This is a genomic window from Streptomyces pimonensis (assembly GCF_041380215.1).
Lineage (GTDB): Bacteria > Actinomycetota > Actinomycetes > Streptomycetales > Streptomycetaceae > Streptomyces > Streptomyces pimonensis.
In genome coordinates, this window is sequence record NZ_JAHWZY010000028.1 from 71,986 (window position 1) to 94,124 (window position 22,139).

Consider the following 22,139-nt stretch of genomic DNA (forward strand, 5'->3'; position numbering starts at 1 on the left):
TCTGTGAAACGTCCCGCCCGCGTCAGGGCGTTGTTCGCGCTCGCCGTGATCGCCGCATCCGTGTTCATCGCCGTCACCGTTCCGGTCCGTCTGGGCCTGGATCTGCGGGGCGGCACCCAGATCGTGCTGGAGACCCGTTCCACCGAGACCGTGAAGGCCGACAGGGAGGCCACCGACCGCACCCTGGAGGTGCTGCGCGGCCGGGTCGACGCGCTCGGTGTCGCCGAACCGGGCATCGTCCGCTCCGGGGACAACCGGATCATCGTCGAACTGCCCGGCGTGCAGGACCCGCGCAAGGCCGCCGACGTCCTCGGCCGTACCGCGCAGCTCTCCGTCCACCCGGTGCTCGGCACCGCCACCGAGTCCGACAGGGCTCGGGCGGAGGGCGAACGCGTCCTGCCCGACGAGCAGTCGGGCGAGCGGCTCCGGCTGGCCGCCGCGTCGCTCACCGGTCAGGACGTGAAGGACGCCGAGGGCCTCTTCGACCCGCAGAGCGGTGCCGGCTGGCACGTCACCGTGGACTTCGAGGACGGCGCGGGCTGGGCGGAGCTGACCGGCGAGGCCGCCTGCCATCCGGCGGGCGATCCGCAGCGCCGGATCGCGATCGTGCTGGACGGCAAGATCATCTCCTCGCCGCAGGTCGACCCGTCCGTCGCCTGCGGCGCGGGCATCACCGGCGGGTCCACCCAGATCACCGGTTCCTTCACCAGCGACGAGGCCAAGGAACTCGCCCTGCTGGTCAAGGGCGGCGCCCTGCCGGTGCCGGTCGAGACGGTGGAGCAGCGGACCGTGGGCCCGACGCTGGGCGCCGAGGCCATCGAGGCGAGCGCCCGGGCGGCCGTCGTCGGCACCGCGCTGACCGCGGTCTTCGTCATCGTCGTGTACCGGCTCATGGGCGTCCTCGCCACCCTGGCCCTGCTCTGCTACGGCCTGATCTCCTACGCCGGTCTGGCGGCCCTCGGCGCGACCCTGACCCTGCCCGGTCTCGCCGGTTTCGTGCTGGCCATCGGCATGGCCGTGGACGCCAACGTACTGGTCTTCGAACGGGCCCGGGAGGAGTACGGCAGGCGCAACCGGCCCAGCGGCCGCTCGGCGCTGACCGCCGGGTTCAAGGGTGCCTTCAGCGCCATCGCGGACTCCAACGTCACCACGCTGATCGCGGCGGCGCTGCTGTTCCTGCTCGCCTCCGGTCCGGTGAAGGGCTTCGGTGTCACGCTGGGCATCGGTGTGCTCGCCTCCATGATCAGCGCCCTGGTGATCACCCGGGTGCTGGCCGAGTTCGCCGTGGCCCGCCGCCGGGTGCACCGCCGGCCGAAGGTCACCGGCCTGGCCTCCGCCGGCCGGGTCCGTACGTACCTCACCCGCCGCGACCCGCAGCCGATGCGGCGCCCGCTCCGCTGGCTGGCGGTGTCCGCCGTGGTGCTCGCCGTCGCCGGCGCGGGCGTCGTGGTGCGCGGGCTGGACTTCGGGGTGGAGTTCACCGGCGGCCGTCTCATCGAGTACTCCACCGGCGACGCCGTCGACCCGGACCGGGCCCGTGAGGCCCTGGCCGACGCCGGCTTCCCGCAGGCGGTCGTGCAGTCCTCCGGCGACGACAGGCTGACGGTGCGCACCGAGGAGCTGACCGACGCGGAGGCGGTCGAGGTGGCCGACGCCGTCGCGGAGGTCGGCGGCGGGGCGGAGAAGGTCCGTGACGAGCTGATCGGCCCGAGCCTCGGCGACGAGCTGCGGCGCAACGCGCTGATCGCGCTCGGTCTGGCCCTCGGCGCCCAGCTGCTGTACCTGGCCTTCCGGTTCCGCTGGATGTTCGGTGCGGGGGCGGTGGCCGCCCTGGCGCACGACGTGGTGATCCTCACCGGCGTCTTCGCCTGGCTGGGCAAGCCGATCGACGGAGTGTTCCTGGCCGCGCTGCTCACCGTGATCGGTTACTCGGTGAACGACTCCGTGGTGGTCTTCGACCGGATCCGCGAACTGTGGCGGAAGGACGGCGAGGCGCCGTTGTCCCGGGTCACCAACCAGGCGATCCTGCAGACGGCGCCCCGTACGGTCAACACCGGCATCGGTGTGATCTTCATCCTGGCCGCGCTGGCCCTGCTGGGCGGCGACTCGCTCACCGACTTCGCGCTCGCGCTGCTGATCGGCATGCTCGTGGGCACGTACTCGTCGGTGCTGACCGCCTCGCCGCTCGCCGTCGTGCTCGACGCGCACGCCGGTGGCGGCGGGGGCGGCCGGGGCCGTGACGGTTCCGGGCGGGCGAAGGCCCGAACCGCGGAGCGCCCGGACCGGACCTAGGCCGCCGCGCGGGCACGGCAGGAACGGACGGAGGGGGCCGCCCGTACGGGCGGCCCCCTCGCGCGGCACCGCCGCTACGCCACCGCCGGCTCCCCCGGCTGCCGTTCGAACTGGGTGCGGTACAGCTCGGCGTAGCGGCCGCCGGCGGCCAGCAACCGCTCGTGCGTGCCGCGTTCCACGATCCGGCCGGCCTCGACGACCAGGATGAGGTCGGCGGCTCGGACGGTGGACAGCCGGTGGGCGATCACCACCGCCGTCCTGCCCTCCAGCGCCTCCGTGAGCGCCTCCTGCACGGCCGCCTCCGAGGTGTTGTCCAGGTGTGCGGTGGCCTCGTCGAGGATGACCACGCGCTGGCGCGCCAGCAGCAGCCGGGCGATGGTCATCCGCTGGCGCTCCCCGCCGGAGAGCCGGTAGCCGCGTTCGCCGACCACCGTGTCCAGACCGTCGGGCAGGGACCGTACGAGGGCGTCGAGACGGGCCCGGCGCAGGGCGTCCCACAGATCGGGTTCGTCGGCCTCCGGCCGGGCCAGGAGCAGGTTGGCGCGCACCGTGTCGTGGAAGAGGTGACCGTCCTGGGTAACCATGCCGACAGTGGCGCGCAACGACCCCGCGGTCAGGTCGCGGACGTCGACGCCGCCCACGCGCACGGCACCGGAGTCGACGTCGTACAGCCGTGGCAGCAGCTGGGCGATGGTCGACTTGCCCGCGCCGGAGGAGCCGACGAGGGCGACGGTCCGCCCGGGTTCGGCACGGAAGGAGATGCCGTGCAGGACTTCGTCACCGCCGCGCGCGTCGAGGGAGGCGACTTCCTCCAGGGAGGCCAGGGAGACCTTGTCGGCGGAGGGGTAGCCGAAGCGGACGTCGTCGAACTCGACGCAGACCGGGCCTTCGGGCACCTCCCGCGCGTCCGGCCTCTCCCCGATGAGCGGTTCGAGGTCCAGGACCTCGAAGACCCGCTCGAAGCTGACCAGCGCGCTCGTCACCTCCACCCGTGCCCCGGCGAGCGAGGTCAGCGGCGCGTACAGCCGGGTCAGCAGCAGTGCCAGCGCCACGACGGCGCCCGGCTCCAGGGTGCCGCCGAGGGCGAGCAGGCCGCCGAGTCCGTAGACCAGGGCGAGGGCGAGGGCGGAGACGAGGGTCAGCGCGGTGATGAACACCGTCTGCGCCGTGGCCGTACGGATGCCGATGTCCCGCACCCGGCGGGCGCGCAGCGCGAACTGTTCGGACTCCTCCTCGGGGCGTCCGAACAGCTTGACCAGGGTGGCGCCGGGCGCGGAGAACCGCTCGGTCATACGGGTGCCCATGGCCGCGTTCAGGGCTGCGGCCTCGCGCTGCATCCCGGCCATGCGGCGCCCCATGCGACGGGCCGGGACCACGAACACCGGCAGCAGGACCAGCGCGAGCAGGGTGATCCGCCAGGAGAGGGTGAGCATCACGGCGAGGGCGAGCACGAGGGTGACCAGGTTGCCGACCACGGTCGACAGAGTGTTGCTGAAGGCCCGTTGGGCGCCGATGACGTCGTTGTTGAGACGGGAGACGAGCGCTCCCGTACGCGTGCGCGTGAAGAACGCGACCGGCATCCGCTGCACGTGGTCGAAGACCGCGGTCCGCAGGTCGAGGATGAGCTCCTCGCCGAGGGCCGCCGACAGTCTGCGTCCGAGTATCCCGAGGGCCGCCTCCACGACCGCGATCAGCGCGATGAGCAGGGCCAGACGGACCACCGCGGCCTCGTCACCGCCGGAGACGATGGTGTCCGTGACGCGCCCGGCCAGTACGGGGGTGGCGACGGCGAGCGCCGCGGTCACCGTGCCCAGGAGCACGGACAGGACCAGACGGCGGCGGTGCGGGCGGGCGAAGGCTCCGATGCGGCGCAGTGTCGTCCCGGTGAGGGGGCGGTGCTCGTCCTGCGCGGTCATGACGCCGCGCAGCTGTGTCCACGCTGTGGTCTCCATGCTCATGGACGCGAAGGTAGGACCTCAGGCTTGATTGAGGTCAAGGGCGACCCGGTCCCGCTGTCCAGCCGTCGACGGGCGTCCGGCCTGCCGCAACCCGCGCTTGGCGCGCGGCGGACATCCTCGGTGGCCGTGACGGGTACGATCCGCCGGATCCTGATGGTGCTGCCGCTGCTGCTCGTGACCGTGATCGCGGTGCGGTACCGGTCGGTGCTGGCCGAGGGGTTCGCCCAGCTGGCGACCGCCCGGTGGCCCTGGCTGCTGGCCGCGGCGGGCGTGACCTGCCTGACCTGGGTGGCGGCCGCGTGCACCCGGCAGGGCGCGGTACCCGAGCGGCTGCCCCGGCGGCGGCTGCTGGCCACGCAGTTCGCGGCGGGTGCGGCCAATCACCTGCTGCCGACGGGGCTGGGCGCGAGCGCGGTCAATCTGCGGTTCATGACGGTGTGCGGGCTGTCGCCGGCCCGCTCCTCGGCCGCCCTGGCGCTGTATCTGCTGGCGGAGTCCGTCGGTCGGGTGGGGCTGCTGGCGATCCTGCTCGCGGCGTTCCCCGGGGCGCTGCGGTTCGGTCCCCTGCTGCCCGAGGGGGCGTTCGGTCCGCTGCTGCTCGCGGTCGGGGCGGTGTCGGCCGTCGCGGCGGGCGCGCTCGTGACCGTACGGCGGCTGCGGCGGGCGGCGGGCGCGTTCCTGCGGACGGCGCTGGGCGAGGCGCGGTCGGTGCACGCCCTGCCCTCCCGGGCGCTGGCGCTGTGGGGCGGGGCGCTGGCCTTTCCCGCGTTGCAGGCGACCGCCCTGGTGCTGGTGGGCCTGGCGTTCGGGCTGTCGGCGCCGCCGGCGCACATGGCGGTGGCCTATCTGGCGGCGACGGTCGCGGTGGCGCTGGTGCCGACTCCGGGCGGGATCGGCTCGGTGGAGGCGGCGCTGGTCGTGGCGCTGGTGGCGGTGGGCGAGGCCGCCGCGCCGGCCACGGCGGTGGTGCTGGCCTTCCGGACCATCACGGTGTGGCTGCCGCTGCTGCCGGGGGCGTTGACGCTGGGCGCGCTGGTCCGGCTGAAGGTGATCTGACCGGCGGGGCCGGGCCGGGCCGGTGCGAACCGCCCTGCGGGATACGGCAGGATGAGCGCTCGCGCCGACCACGGGTCAGGGACGGTCGGCGCTACGTACATCCCGTAGAGACCGAGCAGGTGACGACACGTGACACGACTTCGCATACGGCCGTCGGCCAGGGCGTTCGCCGGGGGTGAGCGGTGACCCGCGCGCTCACCGGCCACGACCTGGTGTACGCCGGCATCGCCCTCGCGGCCGGCCTGCTGGCGGCGTTCCTGCTGCGGGTGCTGCTGCGCCGGCTGGACCGGCTGGCGGGACGCACCAATTGGCGCGGGGACGACGTCCTCGTGGACGCGCTGCGCATGATCGCGCCGTGGGCGGCGATCGCGGGCGGCGCCGCCTCCGCGGCGGCGGCGCTGCCGCTGACCCGCACCGTGCAGCACAACGTCAACCAGGTGCTGACGCTGACGGTCATCTTCGCCGCGACGATCTCGGCGGCCCGGGTGGTGGCGGGGCTGGTGCGCTCGGTCACCCAGTCCCGCTCCGGTGTCGCCGGGTCGGCGACCATCTTCATGAACATCACCCGGATCCTGGTCCTGGCGATCGGTTTCCTGGTGGGGCTGCAGACGCTGGGCATCTCGATCGCCCCGCTGCTCACCGCCCTCGGCGTCGGCGGTCTGGCGGTCGCGCTGGCGCTGCAGGACACGCTCGCCAACCTGTTCGCGGGCATCCACATCCTCGCCTCCAAGACCGTGCAGCCCGGGGACTACATCCAGCTGAGCAGCGGCGAGGAGGGCTACGTCGAGGACATCAACTGGCGCCAGACCACGGTCCGCAACCTGTCCAACAACCTGGTGGTCATCCCGAACGCGCAGCTCGCCAAGACGAACATGACCAACTTCATGCGTCCCGAGCAGCAGCTGACCATCCTGGTGCAGGCCGGGGTGTCGTACGACAGCGACCTGGAGCAGGTGGAGCGGGTGACGGAGGAGGTCGTCGCCGAGGTGATGACGGAGATCACCGGCGCCGTGCCGGAGCACGAGCCCGCGGTGCGTTTCCACACCTTCGGGGACTCCCGGATCGGCTTCACCGTCATCCTGGGCGTCGGCGAGTTCAGCGACCAGTACCGGATCAAGCACGAGTTCATCAAGCGCCTGCACCGCCGTTACCACGAGGAGGGCATCCGCATCCCGTCGCCGGCGCGGACGGTGGCGCTCCAGCAGGGCTCCGTGCCCTTCCCCCGGCAGCGCGGCACGGACTCCGCCCCGGACGACATGACCACCACCCGGCCGGTCTGAGACCGCCGCCCCGGGTGATCTCCCGCCACGCCGGAAGGACCGTGGCGGGAGGTCGGCCGGAAGTCGGCGCGGACCCCTGTCGAGCCCCGGTCGATCACGAGATATCTTGATGTCGAGCAATGTTGCAGACGTGGAGCGGAGCACCCGGTGACTGACTCGACCATCATCTATACGCACACTGACGAGGCCCCGGCCCTGGCGACGTATTCCTTCCTGCCGGTGGTCCAGGCGTACGCCTCGCAGGCGGGTGTCACCGTGGAGACGCGTGACATCTCGCTGGCCGGGCGCATCATCGCCCTGTTCCCGGAGTACCTGGCCGAGGACCAGCGCATCCCGGACGCCCTCTCGGAGCTCGGTGAGCTGGCCAAGACGCCGGCGGCCAACATCATCAAGCTGCCGAACATCTCGGCGTCGATCCCGCAGCTCAAGGCCGCGATCGCCGAACTGCAGGACCAGGGCTACGCGCTTCCGGCCTACCCGGACGACCCGAAGACCGACGAGGAGCGGGAGATCCGTGCCCGCTACGACAAGGTCAAGGGATCGGCCGTCAACCCGGTGCTGCGGGAGGGCAACTCCGACCGCCGTGCGCCCGCCTCGGTGAAGAACTACGCCAAGACCCACCCGCACCGCATGGGCGCCTGGACCGCCGAGTCCAAGACCAACGTCGCCACCATGGGCGCGGACGACTTCCGCTCCACCGAGAAGTCGGTCGTCATCGCCGAGGACGGCGCGCTGCGCATCGAACTCAAGGGCGACGACGGCACCACCACGGTGCTGCGCGAGTCCGTGCCCGTCCTGAAGGGCGAGGTCGTCGACGCCTCCGTGATGCGCGTCGCCGCGCTGCGCGAGTTCCTGACCGCGCAGGTCGCCCGCGCCAAGCAGGAGGGCGTGCTGTTCTCCGTGCACCTGAAGGCCACGATGATGAAGGTCTCCGACCCGATCGTCTTCGGCCACGTGGTGCGCGCCTTCTTCCCGAAGACGTTCGCACGGTACGGCGACGAGCTCGCCGCGGCCGGCCTCACCCCGAACGACGGCCTGGGCGGCATCTACAAGGGCCTGGAGGCCCTGCCCGGGGGCGCCGAGATCAAGGCGTCCTTCGACGCGGAGCTCGCCGAGGGCCCTCAGCTGGCGATGGTCGACTCCGACAAGGGCATCACCAACCTGCACGTCCCCTCGGACGTCATCGTCGACGCCTCCATGCCGGCCATGATCCGCACCTCCGGCCACATGTGGGGCCCCGACGGCCAGGAGGCCGACACCCTCGCCGTCCTGCCGGACTCCAGCTACGCCGGCGTCTACCAGGCCGTGATCGAGGACTGCCGGGCCAACGGCGCCTACGACCCGTCCACCATGGGCTCGGTCCCGAACGTCGGTCTGATGGCGCAGAAGGCCGAGGAGTACGGCAGCCACGACAAGACCTTCGAGATCCCCACCACGGGTACGGTCCGTCTGGTCGACGGCAACGGCGACGCCCTCATCGAGCAGGCCGTCTCCGCCGGTGACATCTTCCGCGCCTGCCAGACCAAGGACGCCGCGATCCGCGACTGGGTGAAGCTGGCCGTCACCCGCGCCCGCGCCACCGGCGACCCGGCGGTCTTCTGGCTGGACGAGGACCGCGCGCACGACGCCAACCTGATCGCCAAGGTGAAGCAGTACCTGCCGGAGCACGACACCGAGGGCCTGGACATCCGCATCCTGAACCCGGTCGAGGCGACCAAGCTGTCGGTGGAGCGCATCCGCCGCGGCGAGAACACCATCTCGGTGACCGGCAACGTGCTGCGCGACTACCTCACCGACCTGTTCCCCATCCTGGAGCTGGGCACCAGCGCCAAGATGCTGTCGGTCGTCCCGCTGATGGCGGGCGGCGGTCTGTTCGAGACGGGCGCCGGCGGCTCCGCGCCGAAGCACGTGCAGCAGCTGGTCAGGGAGAACTACCTGCGCTGGGACTCCCTCGGTGAGTTCTTCGCGCTGGTGCCCTCCCTGGAGCAGTGCGCCGAGGCCACGGGCAACACCCGGGCCAAGGTCCTCGCCGACACCCTCGACCGCGCCACGGCGACCTTCCTCAACGAGGACAAGTCCCCGACCCGTCGCGTCGGCGGCATCGACAACCGCGGCAGCCACTTCTACCTGTCCCTGTACTGGGCGCAGGAGCTGGCCGCGCAGCGCGACGACGCGGACCTGGCGAAGGTCTTCGCCCCGCTCGCCGAGACGCTCGGCGCCAACGAGGCGAGGATCGTCGAGGAGCTGAACGCCGTCCAGGGCACGCCCGCCGAGATCGGCGGCTACTACCGGCCCGACCCGGCCAGGGCCGCCGCGGTCATGCGCCCGTCCACCACGTGGAACGAGGCGCTGGCGTCGCTGAGCTGACGCGATCAACCCGCGCGTTCCGCCCCGGCCGGCCAGGTGCCCGGCCGGGGCGCAGCCGTCTTCCGGGCGGCGTTGTCAGTGGCGTGTGGCATCTTGATCACGTCGTGCACCACTGACAGTCCCTGGAGCAGCCGTATGACCGATGTGCCGCCCTCCTTCGCGTTCGCCCCCGGTGATCCGGACTCCCCCGTGATCCTGCACGTGCCGCATTCCGCCCGGGAGATACCGGGGGACGTGCGGGCCGGGATCGTGCTGGAGGACGCCGGTCTCGAGCGGGAGCTCGATCACATCACCGACTCGCACACCGCGTCGATCGCCGAGGAGGCGGCCCGGGCGGCCGGCCTCGCGCCGTGGCGGTTCGTGAACCGGCTGTCGCGGCTGGTCGTCGATCCCGAGCGGTTCCCGGACGAGCGGGAGGAGATGCTGGCCGTCGGGATGGGCGCGGTCTACACCCGGACCACGCACAAGGACGTGCTGCGGCCCGACGATTTCGACCCCGGGCCGCTGATCGAGCGGTACTTCCGGCCGTACGCGCGGGCGATGACGGAAGCCGTCGCCGGCCGGCTCGCGGCGACCGGGCGGGCCGTGATCATCGACGTGCACTCGTATCCGAGCGCGCCGCTGCCCTACGAGCTGCACGGGGTCGGGCCGCGGCCGGAGGTCTGCCTGGGCACCGACTCCTTCCACACCCCGTCCGCGCTGCTCGACGCCGCCCGCGAGGCGTTCGCGCCGTGCGGGGAGACGGGACTGGACAGCCCGTTCGCCGGGGCGTACGTGCCGCTGGAGTTCCACGGCAGGCGGGCGGAGGTGTCCGCCCTGATGGTGGAGATCCGCAGGGACACCTACATGACCGAACCGGGCGGCCCCGCAGGACCGGGCCTGCCCCGCCTCGCCTCGGCACTCACCGCCCTGATCGACGCGGCTTCCCGCTGACGCCGGCGGCCGCCGCCCCGCGCACTCGGGCGAGGGACGGCCGCATCACGCGGCCGGGCCGGCCCCGGACGGCACCGCGGGCCGGCGCCCCGCACGGGAACGGTGGTCGGCACGGTCCGGCCGCTGTCCGTGGCGCGGTGTTCCCGCCCGTCGACGTGCACGGCGCGGGGACGGGGTCCTCGGGAGCCGCGGGCCCGGCGGGCTCAGGCGCGGAGCCACTCCGTGACGACCACGTCGTCGTCGGTGCGCAGGCGCAGGGCGAAGGGGCCGGAGGGCGGGGCGGCGGTGAAGCGGCCCAGGTCGTCGGCGGTGAGCGGGACGGCGGCCTGCGGACCGCCGAGCACCTCGATGCGGGCCGGCCCGGGCGGCAGCACCTGGCCCATCAGGCCCTCCTCGGTCACCTCGACGTCCAGCGTCACCTCACCGGCGGTGAAGGTGAGCATGCGTGGCACGCCCGTGGCGCCCCTGACCGGGACGGCGTCGGCCAGTGAGTCGAAGGTCAGCTCGGCCACGCGGGCGTCGAGGTCGTGCAGCGCGTAGGCGTCGACGGCGATCTGCAGCAGGGCGGGAGGCATCGGGTCCAGGACGGCTGCCGCCTGCCGGAGCTCCTCCTCCAGCAGCCCGCTGTCGAAGTCGAATTCCGCGTCGTCGGTCATGTCGCTCACATCGTCCCCCGTGCCTCGAGCCGGGCCCGCAGCCGACGCAGACAACGCTGGCGCAGCGGCCCGATGCTGCCCACCGCGATGTCGAGCGCGGCGGACACCTCCTGATAACTGGGCGGCGGCGAGGCGATCAGCACCCGCAGCAACTGCCTGCACCGATCGCCCAGTTCCTCGAACTCCTGCCACAACCACCGCACGCGTTCGCTCTGCGCCTGCGCCTCCTCCGCCTCCAGCAGCGACTGCTCCGGTACGCCGTCCTCGCTGACCCGGTCCAGCAGCTGCGGATCGTCCGTCAGCACCAGCCGGCGCGCCTCCCTGTGCACCTTCAGGCACTCGTGCCGCGCGGTACTGGCCAGCCAGGAGCCCGCCTTGTCGGGTTCCCTGATCCGTCCCAGGTGCTGGGCGAAACGGAACCACACGGTCTGGTAGACCTCGTGCGCGTCGGCGTCGGAGAGCCGGTGCGCGCGCACCACGGACCACACCAGCGGGCCCAGCCCTTCCACGATCGCCTTCCAGGCCGCCGCGTCGCCGTCGACAGCGGACCGGACCAACGCGCCGACTTCAGTACGCTCCACGGTCCCACCCCTCGTGTACGGCACGTCATCGTACGCCGTGGAGGGGACGACTCCGCTCCTCATGCCCGTACCGAGGATGAGGAGACCTGCGCGGGGCGCCAGGTGGGCGGGAGGAGCGCCGGGACGTGCGCCCCGCGCACCTGTGCGTACTCGGTGGTGGCGTCGAGCAGTTGCCGACAGGCCTTGCGCGGGTCGGCCTCCGCCTGCGTGGTCATGTGGGCGGCGATCATGCCGACGGCGACGGGGGTGGCGAACGAGGTCCCGCTCCACTGGGCGAGCCCTTCGAACATTACCTGGTCCGGCTTTCCGGAGCCGCCGTCCTCGCTCAGCACGCCGGTGTGACGCGGGTGACGACATGTGCAGGCGTACGTGAAGCCGTAGCGGCAGGCGTCGTAGGTGGAGTGCTGGTACACGTACGGGACGGGCGTCTCGAAGCCGGTGAGGGCGCTGACGAGACGCTCACCGGGCGCGTAGGCCTTCACCCAGCCGCCGTGGTTGCTGAAGCAGGCGCCGAACTCGCCGTCCTCGCGCAGCGCGCCGACGGACAGCACGGCGTTCTCGTAGCCGGGCAGATCGGCGTAGGCGGCGGGCCAGAAGGGGGTGGCGCTGCCGTTGTTGCCGGCCGCGGCGACCAGCAGGGTGGGCCGCTCGCGCAGTTCCCGCATGAAGGCGTCGACGCCGAGGAGGCCGTCGGTACGGCCGTTGGAGGTGCCGGCGGAGAGGCTGATGACGTCGGGCCACCCGTCCCGGTCGACGGCCTCGAAGAGCTTCTCGCCGAACTCGGACTCCAGGACGGCGCCCGCGTCGTTCAGCGTGCCGCGGACGGTGACGTCGGTGTTGGGGGCGACGGCGGCGACGAGTCCGGCGATGAACGTGCCGTGGCCGCAGTACTGCTGGAGGATCCCCTCGCCGTCGCACTCCGCGACCTGGGCGTCGCCCCGGGTGTGGGCGAGCAGCGGGTAGGAGCGGTGGTCGTGCATGAGGCCGGTGTCGATGACGAGCACGCCGACGGCGGTGTCCGGGTCGTGCACGGCGTCGGCGGCGGCCGGGTTGGGCTGCCCGCCGCGCGGTACGGGCACGGGCTCGTCGCCCGGGCAGGCGTTGACCGCGATCGACACGACGTGGTTGCGGCTGACCAGCCGGCGTCCGGCGCGGTCCTCGGTCGCCGACAGCGCGCGCAGCGCTCCCGCGACCGCCGGATCGCCGCTGCCGTCGCCCTGGCCGGGGTCGGCGACCCGGATACGGGTGATGCCCGAGCGGTTGGTCTGCGGGCTCGTCCGGCGCACCTGGTCCGGGGCGAGGCCGGCGAACGTGGTGAAGTGCTGTCGCACGGTGTCCTCGACGACGCGGGCCTCCTCTCCGTCACGGGCGAGGATCACGCCCTTCTCGTAGAGGAACTCGCCCGCGTCGTCCGGCCCCACCGCCAGGGGGACGTCGGGCATCGAGCGCTGGATCTGTGCGAACTGCTCGCGGAATCGTTGTGGTGCCATGGCGTGTCCTCCACTGGTGCGACGGCGGCCGGTGCCGCGGAGCTGTCGTGTATGCAGAGCCGTGAACCGGGCTTTTGATACACCGTCACATCTGTGAGGCGTGGTCGCGGACCACTACCATCGTGGGGTGACAGCCGGAAGCGACACGGTGCTGGAACTGCTGCCGATGGTGTTCGCCGCCCCGGGTGAGGCGCTGGCGAGGGCGGAGGAGGTACTGGGCGACCGTCCACCGCCCCTGCACGCCTCCGTCGCCCATCAGGTGATCGGCATCTGGCAGCGGGACTTCGGCGACATGCGGCTGGCCCTGACCCATCTGCGCCGGGCCCGGGCCTGGGCGGCGCGCGCGGACTCGGCCGAGCGGGAGGCGGACGTCCTCGCCACGCTCGGGGTCGCGCTGGTGCACGCGGGGCGCACCCGGCAGGGCATGGACGCGCTGGGGCGCGGCGTCGAGCGCGGCACCGGGCACACGCGCGCGCGGGTGCTGTTCCGCCGGGCGTACTCGTGGTGGGTGCTGGGCCATCACAGGGAGGCCCTGGAGGACGTACGGCGGGCCGTTCCCGTACTGCGGCAGGCCGAGGACGTGATCTGGACGGCGCGGGCGCTGACGCTACGGGCGACGGTGCATCTGGCGCTGGGTTCGGTGGAACGGGCGAACGCCGACTTCACGGCGGCCGAGGCGCTGTGGGACACCACAGGCCAGGAGCACGACAAGGCGGACGCGGTGGAGAGCCGGGGGCTGGCCGCGTTCCGCGCGGGCGACGTCCCGGCGGCGCTGCGGCTGCTCGACGAGGCGGAGGAACGGTACGCCAAGCTCGGCACGCCGACGTTCATGCTGAACATCCGGCGCTGCGAGGTGCTGATGGCGGCCGGGCTGGCCGCGGAGGCGCTGGCCGAGGCGGACGCGGCGCTCCGGGCGCTGGACGGCATCGGCGGGCAGTCGACGCGCAGGGCGGAGCTGCTGCTGGCCGCCGCGCGGGCGGCCCGGCTGGCCGGCGAGCCGCAGACCGCGATCGCGCGCGCGGCGCTCGCGGTGCGGCTGTTCGCGGGGCAGCGGCGCACCTGGTGGGAGACGCACGCGCGGCTGGTGCTGATCGGGGCCCGGCACGCGGCCGGGCGCGGTTCGGGCCGACTGGTCGCGGACGCGGCGGCGGTGGCGGAGAGGCTGGCCGCGCTCGGCGCCCCGGCCGCCCCGGAGGCCTCCCTGCTCGCGGGCCGGATCGCGCTGGACCTGGGCTGGACGGCGGACGCGGAGCGGCATCTCGCGGTCGCCGCGCGAAGCAGACGCGGCGGGCCGCCGCTCGCGCGGATGACGGGCTGGGCGGCGCAGGCGCTGCGCGCGCAGGCCGCCGGATCCGCGCGGGGCGTGCTGGAGGCCTGCCGGCGCGGCCTGGACGTGCTCGACGACCACCGGATGACGTTGGGCGCCTCGGAGTTGCGGGCCCGCGCCACCGCGCAGGGCGCGGAGCTGGCCGCGCTCGCGCAGAAGGCCAGTGTGGTCTCGGGCGGGCCGCGGCGGCTGCTGGTGTGGAGCGAACGCTGGCGGGCCACCGCGCTGTCCGCACCGCCCACCCGGCCGCCGGCCGACCCGGCGCTGCTCAGCGGCATGACCGCCTACCGGGAGATCGCCGCCCGTGCGGAGGAGGCCCGCATGGAGGGCAGGCCCGTGCCTGCGCTGGAGCGGGAGCAGCGGCGGCTGGAACGGGAGATCCGTTCCCGGACGCTGCACATGCGGGGCGGGGCGCCCGACGGCGGGGACCGCTTCGACGTCGGCCGGCTGCTCGCCCGGCTGGGCGACGACGACGGGCAGCTGGTGGAACTCGCCGTGCTCGACGGGCGGGTGCAGGTGCTGCTGTGCGGGCGGGGCAGGGTGCGGCGGTTCGAGGCGGGGCCGCTGGCGGCGGCGGAGAGCGAGGCCGAGCACGTACAGGCGGGGCTGCGGCGGCTGGCCCATCCGGGGGCGCGGGCGCGGCTGCCGGTGGTGGAGGCCGCGGGCCGCCGGCTGGAGGAGCTGCTGCTGGGTCCGGCCGCGGCGCACCTCGGTGACGGCCCGGTGGTGATCGTGCCGCCGGGACGGCTGCACCGGGTGCCGTGGGCGCTGCTGCCCTCGCTGCGGGAGCGGGTGCTGAGCGTGTCGCCGTCGGCGAGCAGCTGGCTGCGCGCGAGGGAGACGGCGCCGCCGCCCGGGGACCGCCAGGTGCTGGTGCGCGGTCCGGGGCTCGCGACGGGCGGCGCGGAGGTGTCCGAGCTGGCCGGCCGCTACGGCGGTGCGACCCTCCTGGAGCGCGACGACGCGACGGTGCCGCGCGTGCTGCGGGAGCTGGACGGGGCGGGGCTGGCGCACATCGCCGCGCACGGCGCGTTCCGCGCGGACGGTCCGCTGTTCTCGTCCCTGCGGATGGCCGACGGGCCGCTGATCGTGCACGACTTCGAGCGGCTGGACCGCAGCCCGTACCGCATCATCCTGTCCTGCTGCGACACCGCGCGGTTCGCCACGGTGGGCGCCGACGAACTCCTCGGCCTGGTCACGGCGTTGCTGCCGCTGGGCACGGCGGGGGTGGTGGCGTGCAGCGCCCCCGTCAACGACGCGGCGGTGGTCCCCCTCATGGTCGCCCTCCACGAGTCCCTCGGCACCGGCCTCTCCCTGGCGGAGGCCCTGCGCGACGCCCGCGCCGCGCTGCCGCCGGACGCGCTGCACCGGGCCACAGGATGGGCCTTCACCGCCTTCGGGGCGGCGTGATGCAGCCGTGGGCGGCCGCGGGCGGCCGGCGGATGCTCGCACGGTCCCCCGCGCCCCTGTGAGGTCGGTGCGGCCGACCCACCTCAGGGGGCACGGGGAACCGTGCGACCAGCGACGGCCCACCCGCGGCCGCCGTCAGGCGATCTGCCGGGGCACGGTGGTCCCCAGCCGGGTGTACGCCCCGTACAGGTGGTTGCCCACCGTGCGGACGGAGAGGGTGAGGCGTTCCGCGATCTGCCGATTGCTCAGCCCCTCCGCGGCCAGCGCGACGACCTGCCGCTGACGCGCGGTGAGTTCACCGAGGACGAGGCCCGCGAGCGCCGGCGTGCGGGCACCCTCGCAGCGGCGGGCGAGAGCGACCGCGCGCGTGCGCGCGGTGCGGGCGGCGTGCGGTTCCCGGTGGGCGGAGACGGCCTGCGCGTGCGCCTCCGCGGCGAACAGCAGGAAGCCGCGCCGCTCGAACTCCTCGCCCACCCGGTCCAGTGCGGGTCCGTCGGCCCGCGCGAGGGCGTCGGCGTGGTCGGCGAAGACTCCGGTGAGCCGGCCGGCGGCCCGTTCGGGGACGCCCAGGCGTACGGCGTCGTACGGGTCGCCGTCCGCCTCGGGAGTCCCTTCCGCGAGGGTGAGTTGGGTGCGGCAGGCCGGGTCGGCGGGAGCGGTGCGCAGCCCCTCACGTGCCCATGCGGCCGCCTCCCGCAGTGCGCCTCGCAGCCGTGCGTACCGGGCGCGCAGGGCCGCGTACCCGGCCGGGACCGGAATCCCCTCGCCCACCAGCCAGTCCCCGACGGGCGCCGAGGCCTCCGTCACGTCGGCCCGTTCGATCCGCCGGGTCAGCTCCGCCGACTCGGCGTCCAGGGCGGGGGCGCAGTCCTCCGGTGCGCGGGCGAGCCGGCGAGCGCGCCGCCTGCCGGCGGCGGCCCGGAGGACCGGTCCGTGCAGGGGGTGGGCGAGGCGGACACCTCCGTGGTGGTCGACGTGGACCAGGCCCGCGGTCTCCAGCCGTTCCAGGACGGTGAGGTCGAGGCCGGCGTCGTCGAGCGGCAGGGGTTCGGCGAAGGCGAGGCGGTCGAGCGTCTCGCGCTCCTCAAAGCGGGCGCGGTCCAGGAGACGGTCGGCGCGTTCGCGTACGGCCGGGGCCAGGGGCAGCGGGCCGCGCCATTCCCAGGCGCCCGGGACCCCGGTGAGCCGGCCGTGTCCGCGCACCGCGTCCAGGAGGTCCCGCAGCAGTCGCAGATCCCCGTCGCACAGCCGGTGCAGCCGGTTCGCGGTGAGCGGCTCCGGGGCGGGGCCCCCGCCCGCCGCGAGCAGCCTGGCGGTGTCCTCCCGTGGCAGTGGCGGCAGGGCGAGGCGGGGCAGCAACTCGCCGGTCCACAGCCGGGACACGGCGGCGGGCACCGGCTCACCGTCGGCGACGACGACCAGCAGCCGGGCGCGTCCGTGCGCGGCGAGCTGGTGGACCAGGGCGGCGGAGGCGTCGTCGAGCAGATGGGCGTCGTCGACGAACAGTGTGCGCGCACCGGACAGGCGCCGCAGGGCGTGGTGCAGGGTGACGGGGTCGGGCAGCAGCGGGGCGAAGGCGGCGAAGGGCAGGTGCCGGGTCTGCGGCGTCCCGGTGACACGGGCGCAGTCGGCGCTCCGCACCGCCTCGGTGACGAGCCGGGTCTTGCCCCGTCCCGCCGGTCCGGTCACCACGAGACCGCGCCCCGCGCCGGTCAGCGAGCGCCGCACCAGGGCGAGTTCGTCCTCCCGTCCGGTGAACGGCCAGGGCGGCCGGAGGATCGTGGCCTCCTTCCCGTTCGGCTCGTACGGTCCGGTGGCATCCCGTCGTGTAGTCGTCACGAGAACAGGAGCACGGGTACTCAGATCTGATACAGGGCCACTTGAGCAGACCCCGACTCAGGCGCCCGGCCCCACCGCACGGCAGTCTGTGACCCATGACCGCTCGCCACTGCTCGCTGCCGCCGCAGCCGGACCCCGCGTATCCGCCGGGCCTGGCCACCGAGCGGCTCGGCGCGCTGCTCGGCGGGCGGCGGCTGTGGGTCAACGGCACCGTGCTGCACTACTGCCTCTTCGACGGCGACACCGCGGGGTCGAAGATCGCCGTGCCCGGGACCGGGCGGACCCGGTGGGTTCCGTGGGGCGGGGCCCAGGAGCAGCAGGACGTCGTGCGCGAGTGCTTCGAGGAGTGGCGGGGGCTCGGGCTGGGGCTGACGTTCACCGAGGTCCGCGACCGCACCGAGGCGGAGTTGCGCGTCGGGTTCCAGCTCGGTGACGGCACCTGGTCGGCCGTGGGCAGGGACGCGCTCCGCGTCGGCGTGCACGAGCGCACCATGAACTTCGGCTGGGACCTGACCGCACCCGGTGAACGCGCCACCGTCCTGCACCAGATCGGGCACGCACTGGGCATGCTGCACGAGCACCAGAGCCCGTACGCCGGTATCCACTGGGACGACGAGGCCGTGTACGCCGAGCTGGCGGGCCCGCCGAACCACTGGGACCGGGACAGGACGTACCACAACATCCTGCGCAGGCTCGGCCCGGACGAGGTCAACGGCTCCGTCTGGGACCCACAGTCGATCATGCAGTACGCGTTGCCGCCGGGGCTGATCCTGGAGCCGGAGCAGTACCACGGGGGTGTGCACCCGCCCGGCACCCTCTCCCCCGCCGACAAGGAGTTCGTGCTCCGCCGGTATCCGCCGGCCGATCCGCCGCGGCCACCGCCACTGGTGCCGTTCCGTTCGGTGCCGCTGGGCCTGGGCCCCGGTGAGCAGGCGGACTTCCGTATCGATCCGCCGGAGACCCGCGACTACACGGTGGGCACCTTCGGTGCGGCCGACCGGGTCGTCGTGCTCTTCGAGGAGCGGGACGGGGAGCCCCGCTTCCTCGCCGGTCACGACGACGGGGGGACCGCGCACGACGCGGCCGTCACGGCCCGGCTGGTCAAGGGCCGCCGCTATTACGTCCGTGTCCGCCTGTACTCCGCGTGGGGTCCGGGCGAGACGGCGGTCATGTGCTGGTGACGGCACCGGCCGCGCACACCAGAGCCATTTCCGGCGCCGGGGGAGCGGCCGGGGGACGTCAGCCGCCTTCGGGGAGGGCGACTGACGCCCCCGGCCCACGCGCGACGCAGGGGGCCGTACCGGATGGTTCCGGTACGGCCCCCTGCCGACTTCCGTCGGGACGACAGGATTTGAACCTGCGACCCCTTGACCCCCAGTCAAGTGCGCTACCAAGCTGCGCCACGTCCCGATGCGACTCGCGCGGCGAACCGCGTGATCACGCAGGTCAACAGTACCTCATGCACACGGCGGCACGGGGACGCAGGCGCGCGGCCGACGGCGTACGCGCGGTCGGCGGTTTGTGGGCGGGGGGCGCCGACGGCCGTGGTGAAGTCCGCCGGGCCGCCGGTGGGAGGACTGGCGAAGCGGGAGAGCTCACCCCTCATACGGCGGCCCTCCCTCCCGGCACGCATTGTCCTGTCAAAAGGTTGACAGGATGCCGGATCCCCGCAGAGGGTGAGCGGACAGGACACGGACCGGGCCGGAAAGAGGCTTTCATGGTGGATGCGCTGGGCGTCGCCGTCGTCGGATTCGGCTGGATGGGGCGGGTGCACACCCAGGCGTACGCACGCGTGCGGCACCACTATCCGCAGCTCGCCCTGCGTCCGGAGCTGATCACGGTCGCCGAGGAGGTGCCGGGCCGGGCCGAGGAGGCCGCCGACCGGTTCGGGTTCGCCTCGACGACCCGCGACTGGCGGGAGGTGGCCGCCGATCCCCGGGTGCGGGCCGTCAGCGTCACCGCCCCGAACTTCCTGCACCGCGAGATCGGTGTGGCGATGGCCGGGGCCGGCAAGCACATCTGGATCGAGAAGCCGGTGGGCCTGGGCGCGGACGACGCCCGCGCGGTCGCGGACGCGGTCGCCGGGGCCGGAGTCCAGGGGGCGGTCGGCTTCAACTACCGCAACGCGCCCGCCGTCGAGGCGGCCCGCGAGCTGATCGCCTCCGGTGACATCGGCACCGTCACGCATGCCCGCATCCGTCTCTTCAGCGACTACGCGGCTCATCCCGAGGGGGCGCTGACCTGGCGCTACGAGCGGGAGCGCGGGGGCAGCGGGGTGCTCGGCGACCTGGCCTCGCACGGTGTGGACCTGGCCCGCTTCCTGCTCGGCGACATCGCCTCGCTGACCGCGGACACGGCGGTCTTCGTGCCCGAGCGGGCCCGTCCCGCGGGCGCCACGGCCGGTCACTCCCGCGCGGCCGGAGGTGAACTCGGCCCGGTGGAGAACGAGGACTACGTCAGCTGTCTGCTGCGGTTCGCCTCCGGTGCGCGCGGGGTGCTGGAGGCCTGCCGGGTGTCGGTCGGCGAGCAGAACAACTACGGCTTCGAGGTGCACGGCACCGAGGGGGCGGTGTTCTGGGACTTCCGCCGGATGAACGAGCTGGGCGTCAGCCGGGGCGCCGCCTACCAGGACCAGCCCGTCAGCACGGTCCACGTCGGCCCGGGGCACGGGGAGTTCGGCGCCTTCCAGCCGGGTGCCGCGAACGCCATGGGCTACGACGATCTGAAGGTGATCGAGGCGTACCGCTTCCTGCGCTCCGTCGCGGAGGGTGTGCCGTACGGGGCCACGTTGGCGGACGCGGTGCACAGCGCCACGGTGCTGGACGCGATGGCGCGGTCCGCGGAGAGCGGGGCCTGGGTGACGGTGGACGCGCCGGCGCGCTGACGTCTTCCTCGCCCGCCGCCCCTCCCCGTCCCGTCCACGAGGGGCGCTGCCCCTCCGCCCCGGACGCGCGAACAGGGGTCTGGGGCGCGGCCCTCAGGGACGGGGCTGCGCGGTCGCACGCCCGGCCGTCACCCCGCCGACGTCGGGGGCGGCATGCTGCAGGGGGTCACGACCTGGACGGCGGAGGGGAGGGCGGGTCCGGCCGGCGGCAGGGCTCCGTGGGCGCATCACCAGGTGGCAGGCCTCGCGCGGTGCTCTCCCGCACTCCTCCCCGGCCGTTGAGGACCCGGTCCACCGTGGCCTCGCTCACCTCGGCCTGACGTGCGGTTTCCCGGAGAGGGAAGGGGTGGCCCGCATCGGCTCCTGAGGGGTTCCTGATGGCTTCCCGCTGGTTGTTCGAAGGGTTTGTACGGACAAGAATGGCATCAGCCGCGTCGCTCCGTGACCCGAAGGGACGGCCCATGTCCGCCTCCGCCTACCGGCAGACGCCCGTGCCGGCCGCCCGGCTGTCCGAGCAGGACTGCGGTCTCGACGCCTTCCGCTTTCTGGTGGAGCAGTCGACCGACCTGGCCGACCACCCGCGCGCCAGTGCCGTCGAGCGGAACATGCCGCCGTACGACGCCTACCGGCTCGCCCTCGCCGACCGCCGTGCCGTCCAGGCCGAGCCGGTGCGCGCGTTCGCGGACGGCCCCGGCACCGTGGTGATCCGCGGGGCCTTCGCCGACCCGGCCGTGGTGGACCGGACCACCGCCGTGTTCGACGCCCTGATCGCCGGGCAGCACACCCCGGGCGCCGGCGGCCACTTCGCCAGGCCGGGCGCACCGGTTCCGTGATCGACTGGGACCGGAACGTCCTCGGCGGCCTCGACCGGCCTTTCCGCACACCCCGCTCGTACGAACCCGCAAGCAAGGAGCACCGTCCCCCATGCGCATCGGAATCCTCGGCCTCGGCCGCATCGGCGCCTTCCACGCCGAGACCCTCTCCGGACTCGGCGCCGTCGAGTCCCTCGTCTTCTCCGATCCGTTCGCGGACGCCGCGAAGGCCGCCGCCGAGCGGTTCGGTGCCGAGGTCGCGGACTCCCCCGAGGCGCTGCTCGCCGCCGGGGTGGACGGTGTGGTCGTCGCCGCCGCGACCGACGCGCACCCGGCGCTGATCCTGGCCTGTGTGGAGGCGGGCGTGCCCGTCTTCTGCGAGAAGCCGGTGGCCCGCACCATGGCCGAGGGTGTGGCGGTGCTGAAGGCGGTCGAGGGCCGTGACGTGCCGGTCCAGATCGGCTTCAACCGCCGTTTCGACGCGGGCTTCGCCGCCGCGCGGGCGGCCGTACGGAGCGGGGAGCTGGGCACGCTGCACACCGTGCGCTCGACCACGCTGGACCCGGCGCCCCCGCCGGCCGCGTACGTCGCCGCGTCCGGGGGCATCTTCCGGGACTGCTCGGTGCACGACTTCGACATCATCCGCTGGGTGACCGGCCGCGAGGTGACCGAGGTGTACGCGGCCGGCGGCAACCGGGGCGCCGACTGCATCAGGGAGGCGGGCGACGCCGACACCACCGGCGCGGTCCTCACCCTGGATGACGGCACTCTCGCCGTGGTCTCCAACAGCCGTCACAACGGCCGGGGTTACGACGTCCGCATGGAGATCCACGGCTTCGCGGACTCCATCGCGGTGGGACTGGAGGACAAACTGCCGCTGCGGTCGGTGGAGCCGGGCGCGACCTTCCCTGCGGGCACCCCGCACGACTTCTTCATGGACCGGTTCACGGCCGCCTACCGCGCCGAACTGGCCGCGTTCACCGAGGTCGTGGCCGGCTCCCTGCCCTCGCCGTGCACGGTTTTTGACGCCTTGGAGGCGGGCTGGGTCGCCGAGGCGTGCACGTTGTCCCTGCACGAGCACCGTCCCGTCACGATCGGGGAGGTACGGCAGGCATGAGCGGGCCCGGCCGGGAGCCCCTGCGCATCGGCGTCCTGGGAGCCGTGAGGATCACCGGGCGCTCCCTCGTCACCCCGGCCCGGGCGGGGGGGCCCCCCCGGGGGGGCGCCCCCCCCCCCCCCCCCCCCCCGGGGGGC

At 73.8% G+C, this 22,139-nt stretch carries 14 protein-coding genes, 1 tRNA gene and 2 pseudogenes; 10 read left to right on the forward strand and 7 right to left on the reverse strand.

The genetic code is table 11. The features are described 5' to 3' along the window. The first annotated feature begins 3 nt into the window (after nt 1–3). Nucleotides 4–2,292, forward strand: a complete 2,289-nt coding sequence (gene secD, locus KYY02_RS24480) for a protein translocase subunit SecD (protein ID WP_371241394.1) — start codon at nt 4–6, stop codon at nt 2,290–2,292. Nucleotides 2,293–2,366: 74 nt separating this feature from the next. Here secD and KYY02_RS24485 read toward each other — a convergent pair whose 3' ends face one another. Further along, nucleotides 2,367–4,244 carry an ABC transporter ATP-binding protein gene (locus tag KYY02_RS24485; protein ID WP_371241425.1) on the reverse strand — a complete coding sequence of 626 codons (1,878 nt, stop codon included), beginning with the start codon at nt 4,242–4,244 and terminating at the stop codon, nt 2,367–2,369. Between the two features lie 162 nt (nt 4,245–4,406). On the opposite strand from KYY02_RS24485, the gene KYY02_RS24490 reads away from it, so the two are divergent. The 4 genes from KYY02_RS24490 to KYY02_RS24505 all read left to right on the forward strand — a co-directional run bounded on the left by KYY02_RS24490 (nt 4,407) and on the right by KYY02_RS24505 (nt 9,886). Continuing rightward, nucleotides 4,407–5,306 (forward strand): lysylphosphatidylglycerol synthase transmembrane domain-containing protein, encoded by a 900-nt coding sequence (locus KYY02_RS24490; protein ID WP_371241427.1) that lies wholly within the window; start codon nt 4,407–4,409, stop codon nt 5,304–5,306. A gap of 182 nt (nt 5,307–5,488) precedes the next feature. Continuing rightward, nucleotides 5,489–6,586 carry a mechanosensitive ion channel family protein gene (locus tag KYY02_RS24495; protein WP_371241396.1) on the forward strand — a complete coding sequence of 366 codons (1,098 nt, stop codon included), beginning with the start codon at nt 5,489–5,491 and terminating at the stop codon, nt 6,584–6,586. Nucleotides 6,587–6,733: 147 nt separating this feature from the next. Beyond that, a complete protein-coding gene (locus KYY02_RS24500; protein ID WP_371241398.1) occupies nt 6,734–8,953 on the forward strand; it encodes an NADP-dependent isocitrate dehydrogenase in 2,220 nt (739 codons plus the stop codon). Nucleotides 8,954–9,088: 135 nt separating this feature from the next. Further along, on the forward strand, nt 9,089–9,886 hold the full coding sequence (locus KYY02_RS24505) for an N-formylglutamate amidohydrolase (protein WP_371241402.1): 798 nt from the start codon (nt 9,089–9,091) through the stop codon (nt 9,884–9,886). A 203-nt stretch (nt 9,887–10,089) separates the two neighbouring features. Here the strand turns inward: KYY02_RS24505 and KYY02_RS24510 are convergent, their stop codons facing one another. From KYY02_RS24510 to KYY02_RS24520, 3 genes are read right to left on the reverse strand one after another with little or no spacing between them, the layout of a single operon-like run. Continuing rightward, on the reverse strand, nt 10,090–10,542 hold the full coding sequence (locus tag KYY02_RS24510) for a hypothetical protein (RefSeq protein ID WP_371241406.1): 453 nt from the start codon (nt 10,540–10,542) through the stop codon (nt 10,090–10,092). 5 nt (nt 10,543–10,547) lie between these two features. After that, entirely contained in the window at nt 10,548–11,123 is a 576-nt protein-coding gene (locus tag KYY02_RS24515) for an RNA polymerase sigma factor (RefSeq protein WP_371241410.1), read from the reverse strand. Nucleotides 11,124–11,182: 59 nt separating this feature from the next. Continuing rightward, complete coding sequence (locus tag KYY02_RS24520; protein ID WP_371241412.1) at nt 11,183–12,613, reverse strand: S8/S53 family peptidase; 1,431 nt, start codon at nt 12,611–12,613, stop codon at nt 11,183–11,185. Between the two features lie 166 nt (nt 12,614–12,779). Between KYY02_RS24520 and KYY02_RS24525 the strand changes: the two genes are divergently transcribed. Then, entirely contained in the window at nt 12,780–15,350 is a 2,571-nt protein-coding gene (locus tag KYY02_RS24525) for a CHAT domain-containing protein (protein ID WP_371241428.1), read from the forward strand. 135 nt (nt 15,351–15,485) lie between these two features. On the opposite strand, the gene KYY02_RS24530 is transcribed toward KYY02_RS24525, so the two are convergent. Then, nucleotides 15,486–17,189, reverse strand: coding sequence for a LuxR family transcriptional regulator AbsR2 (locus KYY02_RS24530; protein WP_371241415.1), 1,704 nt, complete (start codon nt 17,187–17,189; stop codon nt 15,486–15,488). Between the two features lie 95 nt (nt 17,190–17,284). Here KYY02_RS24530 and absR1 point away from each other — a divergent pair, with 95 nt between their 5' ends. Continuing rightward, nucleotides 17,285–18,370 carry a beta-glucuronidase AbsR1 gene (absR1, locus tag KYY02_RS24535; protein ID WP_371241417.1) on the forward strand — a complete coding sequence of 362 codons (1,086 nt, stop codon included), beginning with the start codon at nt 17,285–17,287 and terminating at the stop codon, nt 18,368–18,370. Between the two features lie 155 nt (nt 18,371–18,525). Here the strand turns inward: absR1 and KYY02_RS24540 are convergent. Beyond that, a tRNA-Pro gene (locus tag KYY02_RS24540) sits at nt 18,526–18,599 on the reverse strand. 307 nt (nt 18,600–18,906) lie between these two features. On the opposite strand from KYY02_RS24540, the gene KYY02_RS24545 reads away from it, so the two are divergent. Continuing rightward, nucleotides 18,907–20,073 (forward strand): Gfo/Idh/MocA family protein, encoded by a 1,167-nt coding sequence (locus KYY02_RS24545; RefSeq protein WP_371241419.1) that lies wholly within the window; start codon nt 18,907–18,909, stop codon nt 20,071–20,073. A gap of 244 nt (nt 20,074–20,317) precedes the next feature. Here KYY02_RS24545 and KYY02_RS24550 read toward each other — a convergent pair. Further along, nucleotides 20,318–20,536, reverse strand: a pseudogene (locus KYY02_RS24550) (LacI family DNA-binding transcriptional regulator); the annotation flags it as partial. On the opposite strand from KYY02_RS24550, the pseudogene KYY02_RS24555 reads away from it, so the two are divergent. Beyond that, nucleotides 20,535–20,894, forward strand: a pseudogene (locus KYY02_RS24555) (phytanoyl-CoA dioxygenase family protein); the annotation flags it as partial. The pseudogenes KYY02_RS24550 and KYY02_RS24555 overlap by 2 nt on opposite strands. 103 nt (nt 20,895–20,997) lie before the next feature. Beyond that, the gene (locus KYY02_RS24560; protein WP_371241421.1) at nt 20,998–22,002 is read left to right on the forward strand and encodes a Gfo/Idh/MocA family protein; all 1,005 of its coding nucleotides are present in this window, start codon (nt 20,998–21,000) and stop codon (nt 22,000–22,002) included. Nucleotides 22,003–22,139: the final 137 nt, after the last annotated feature.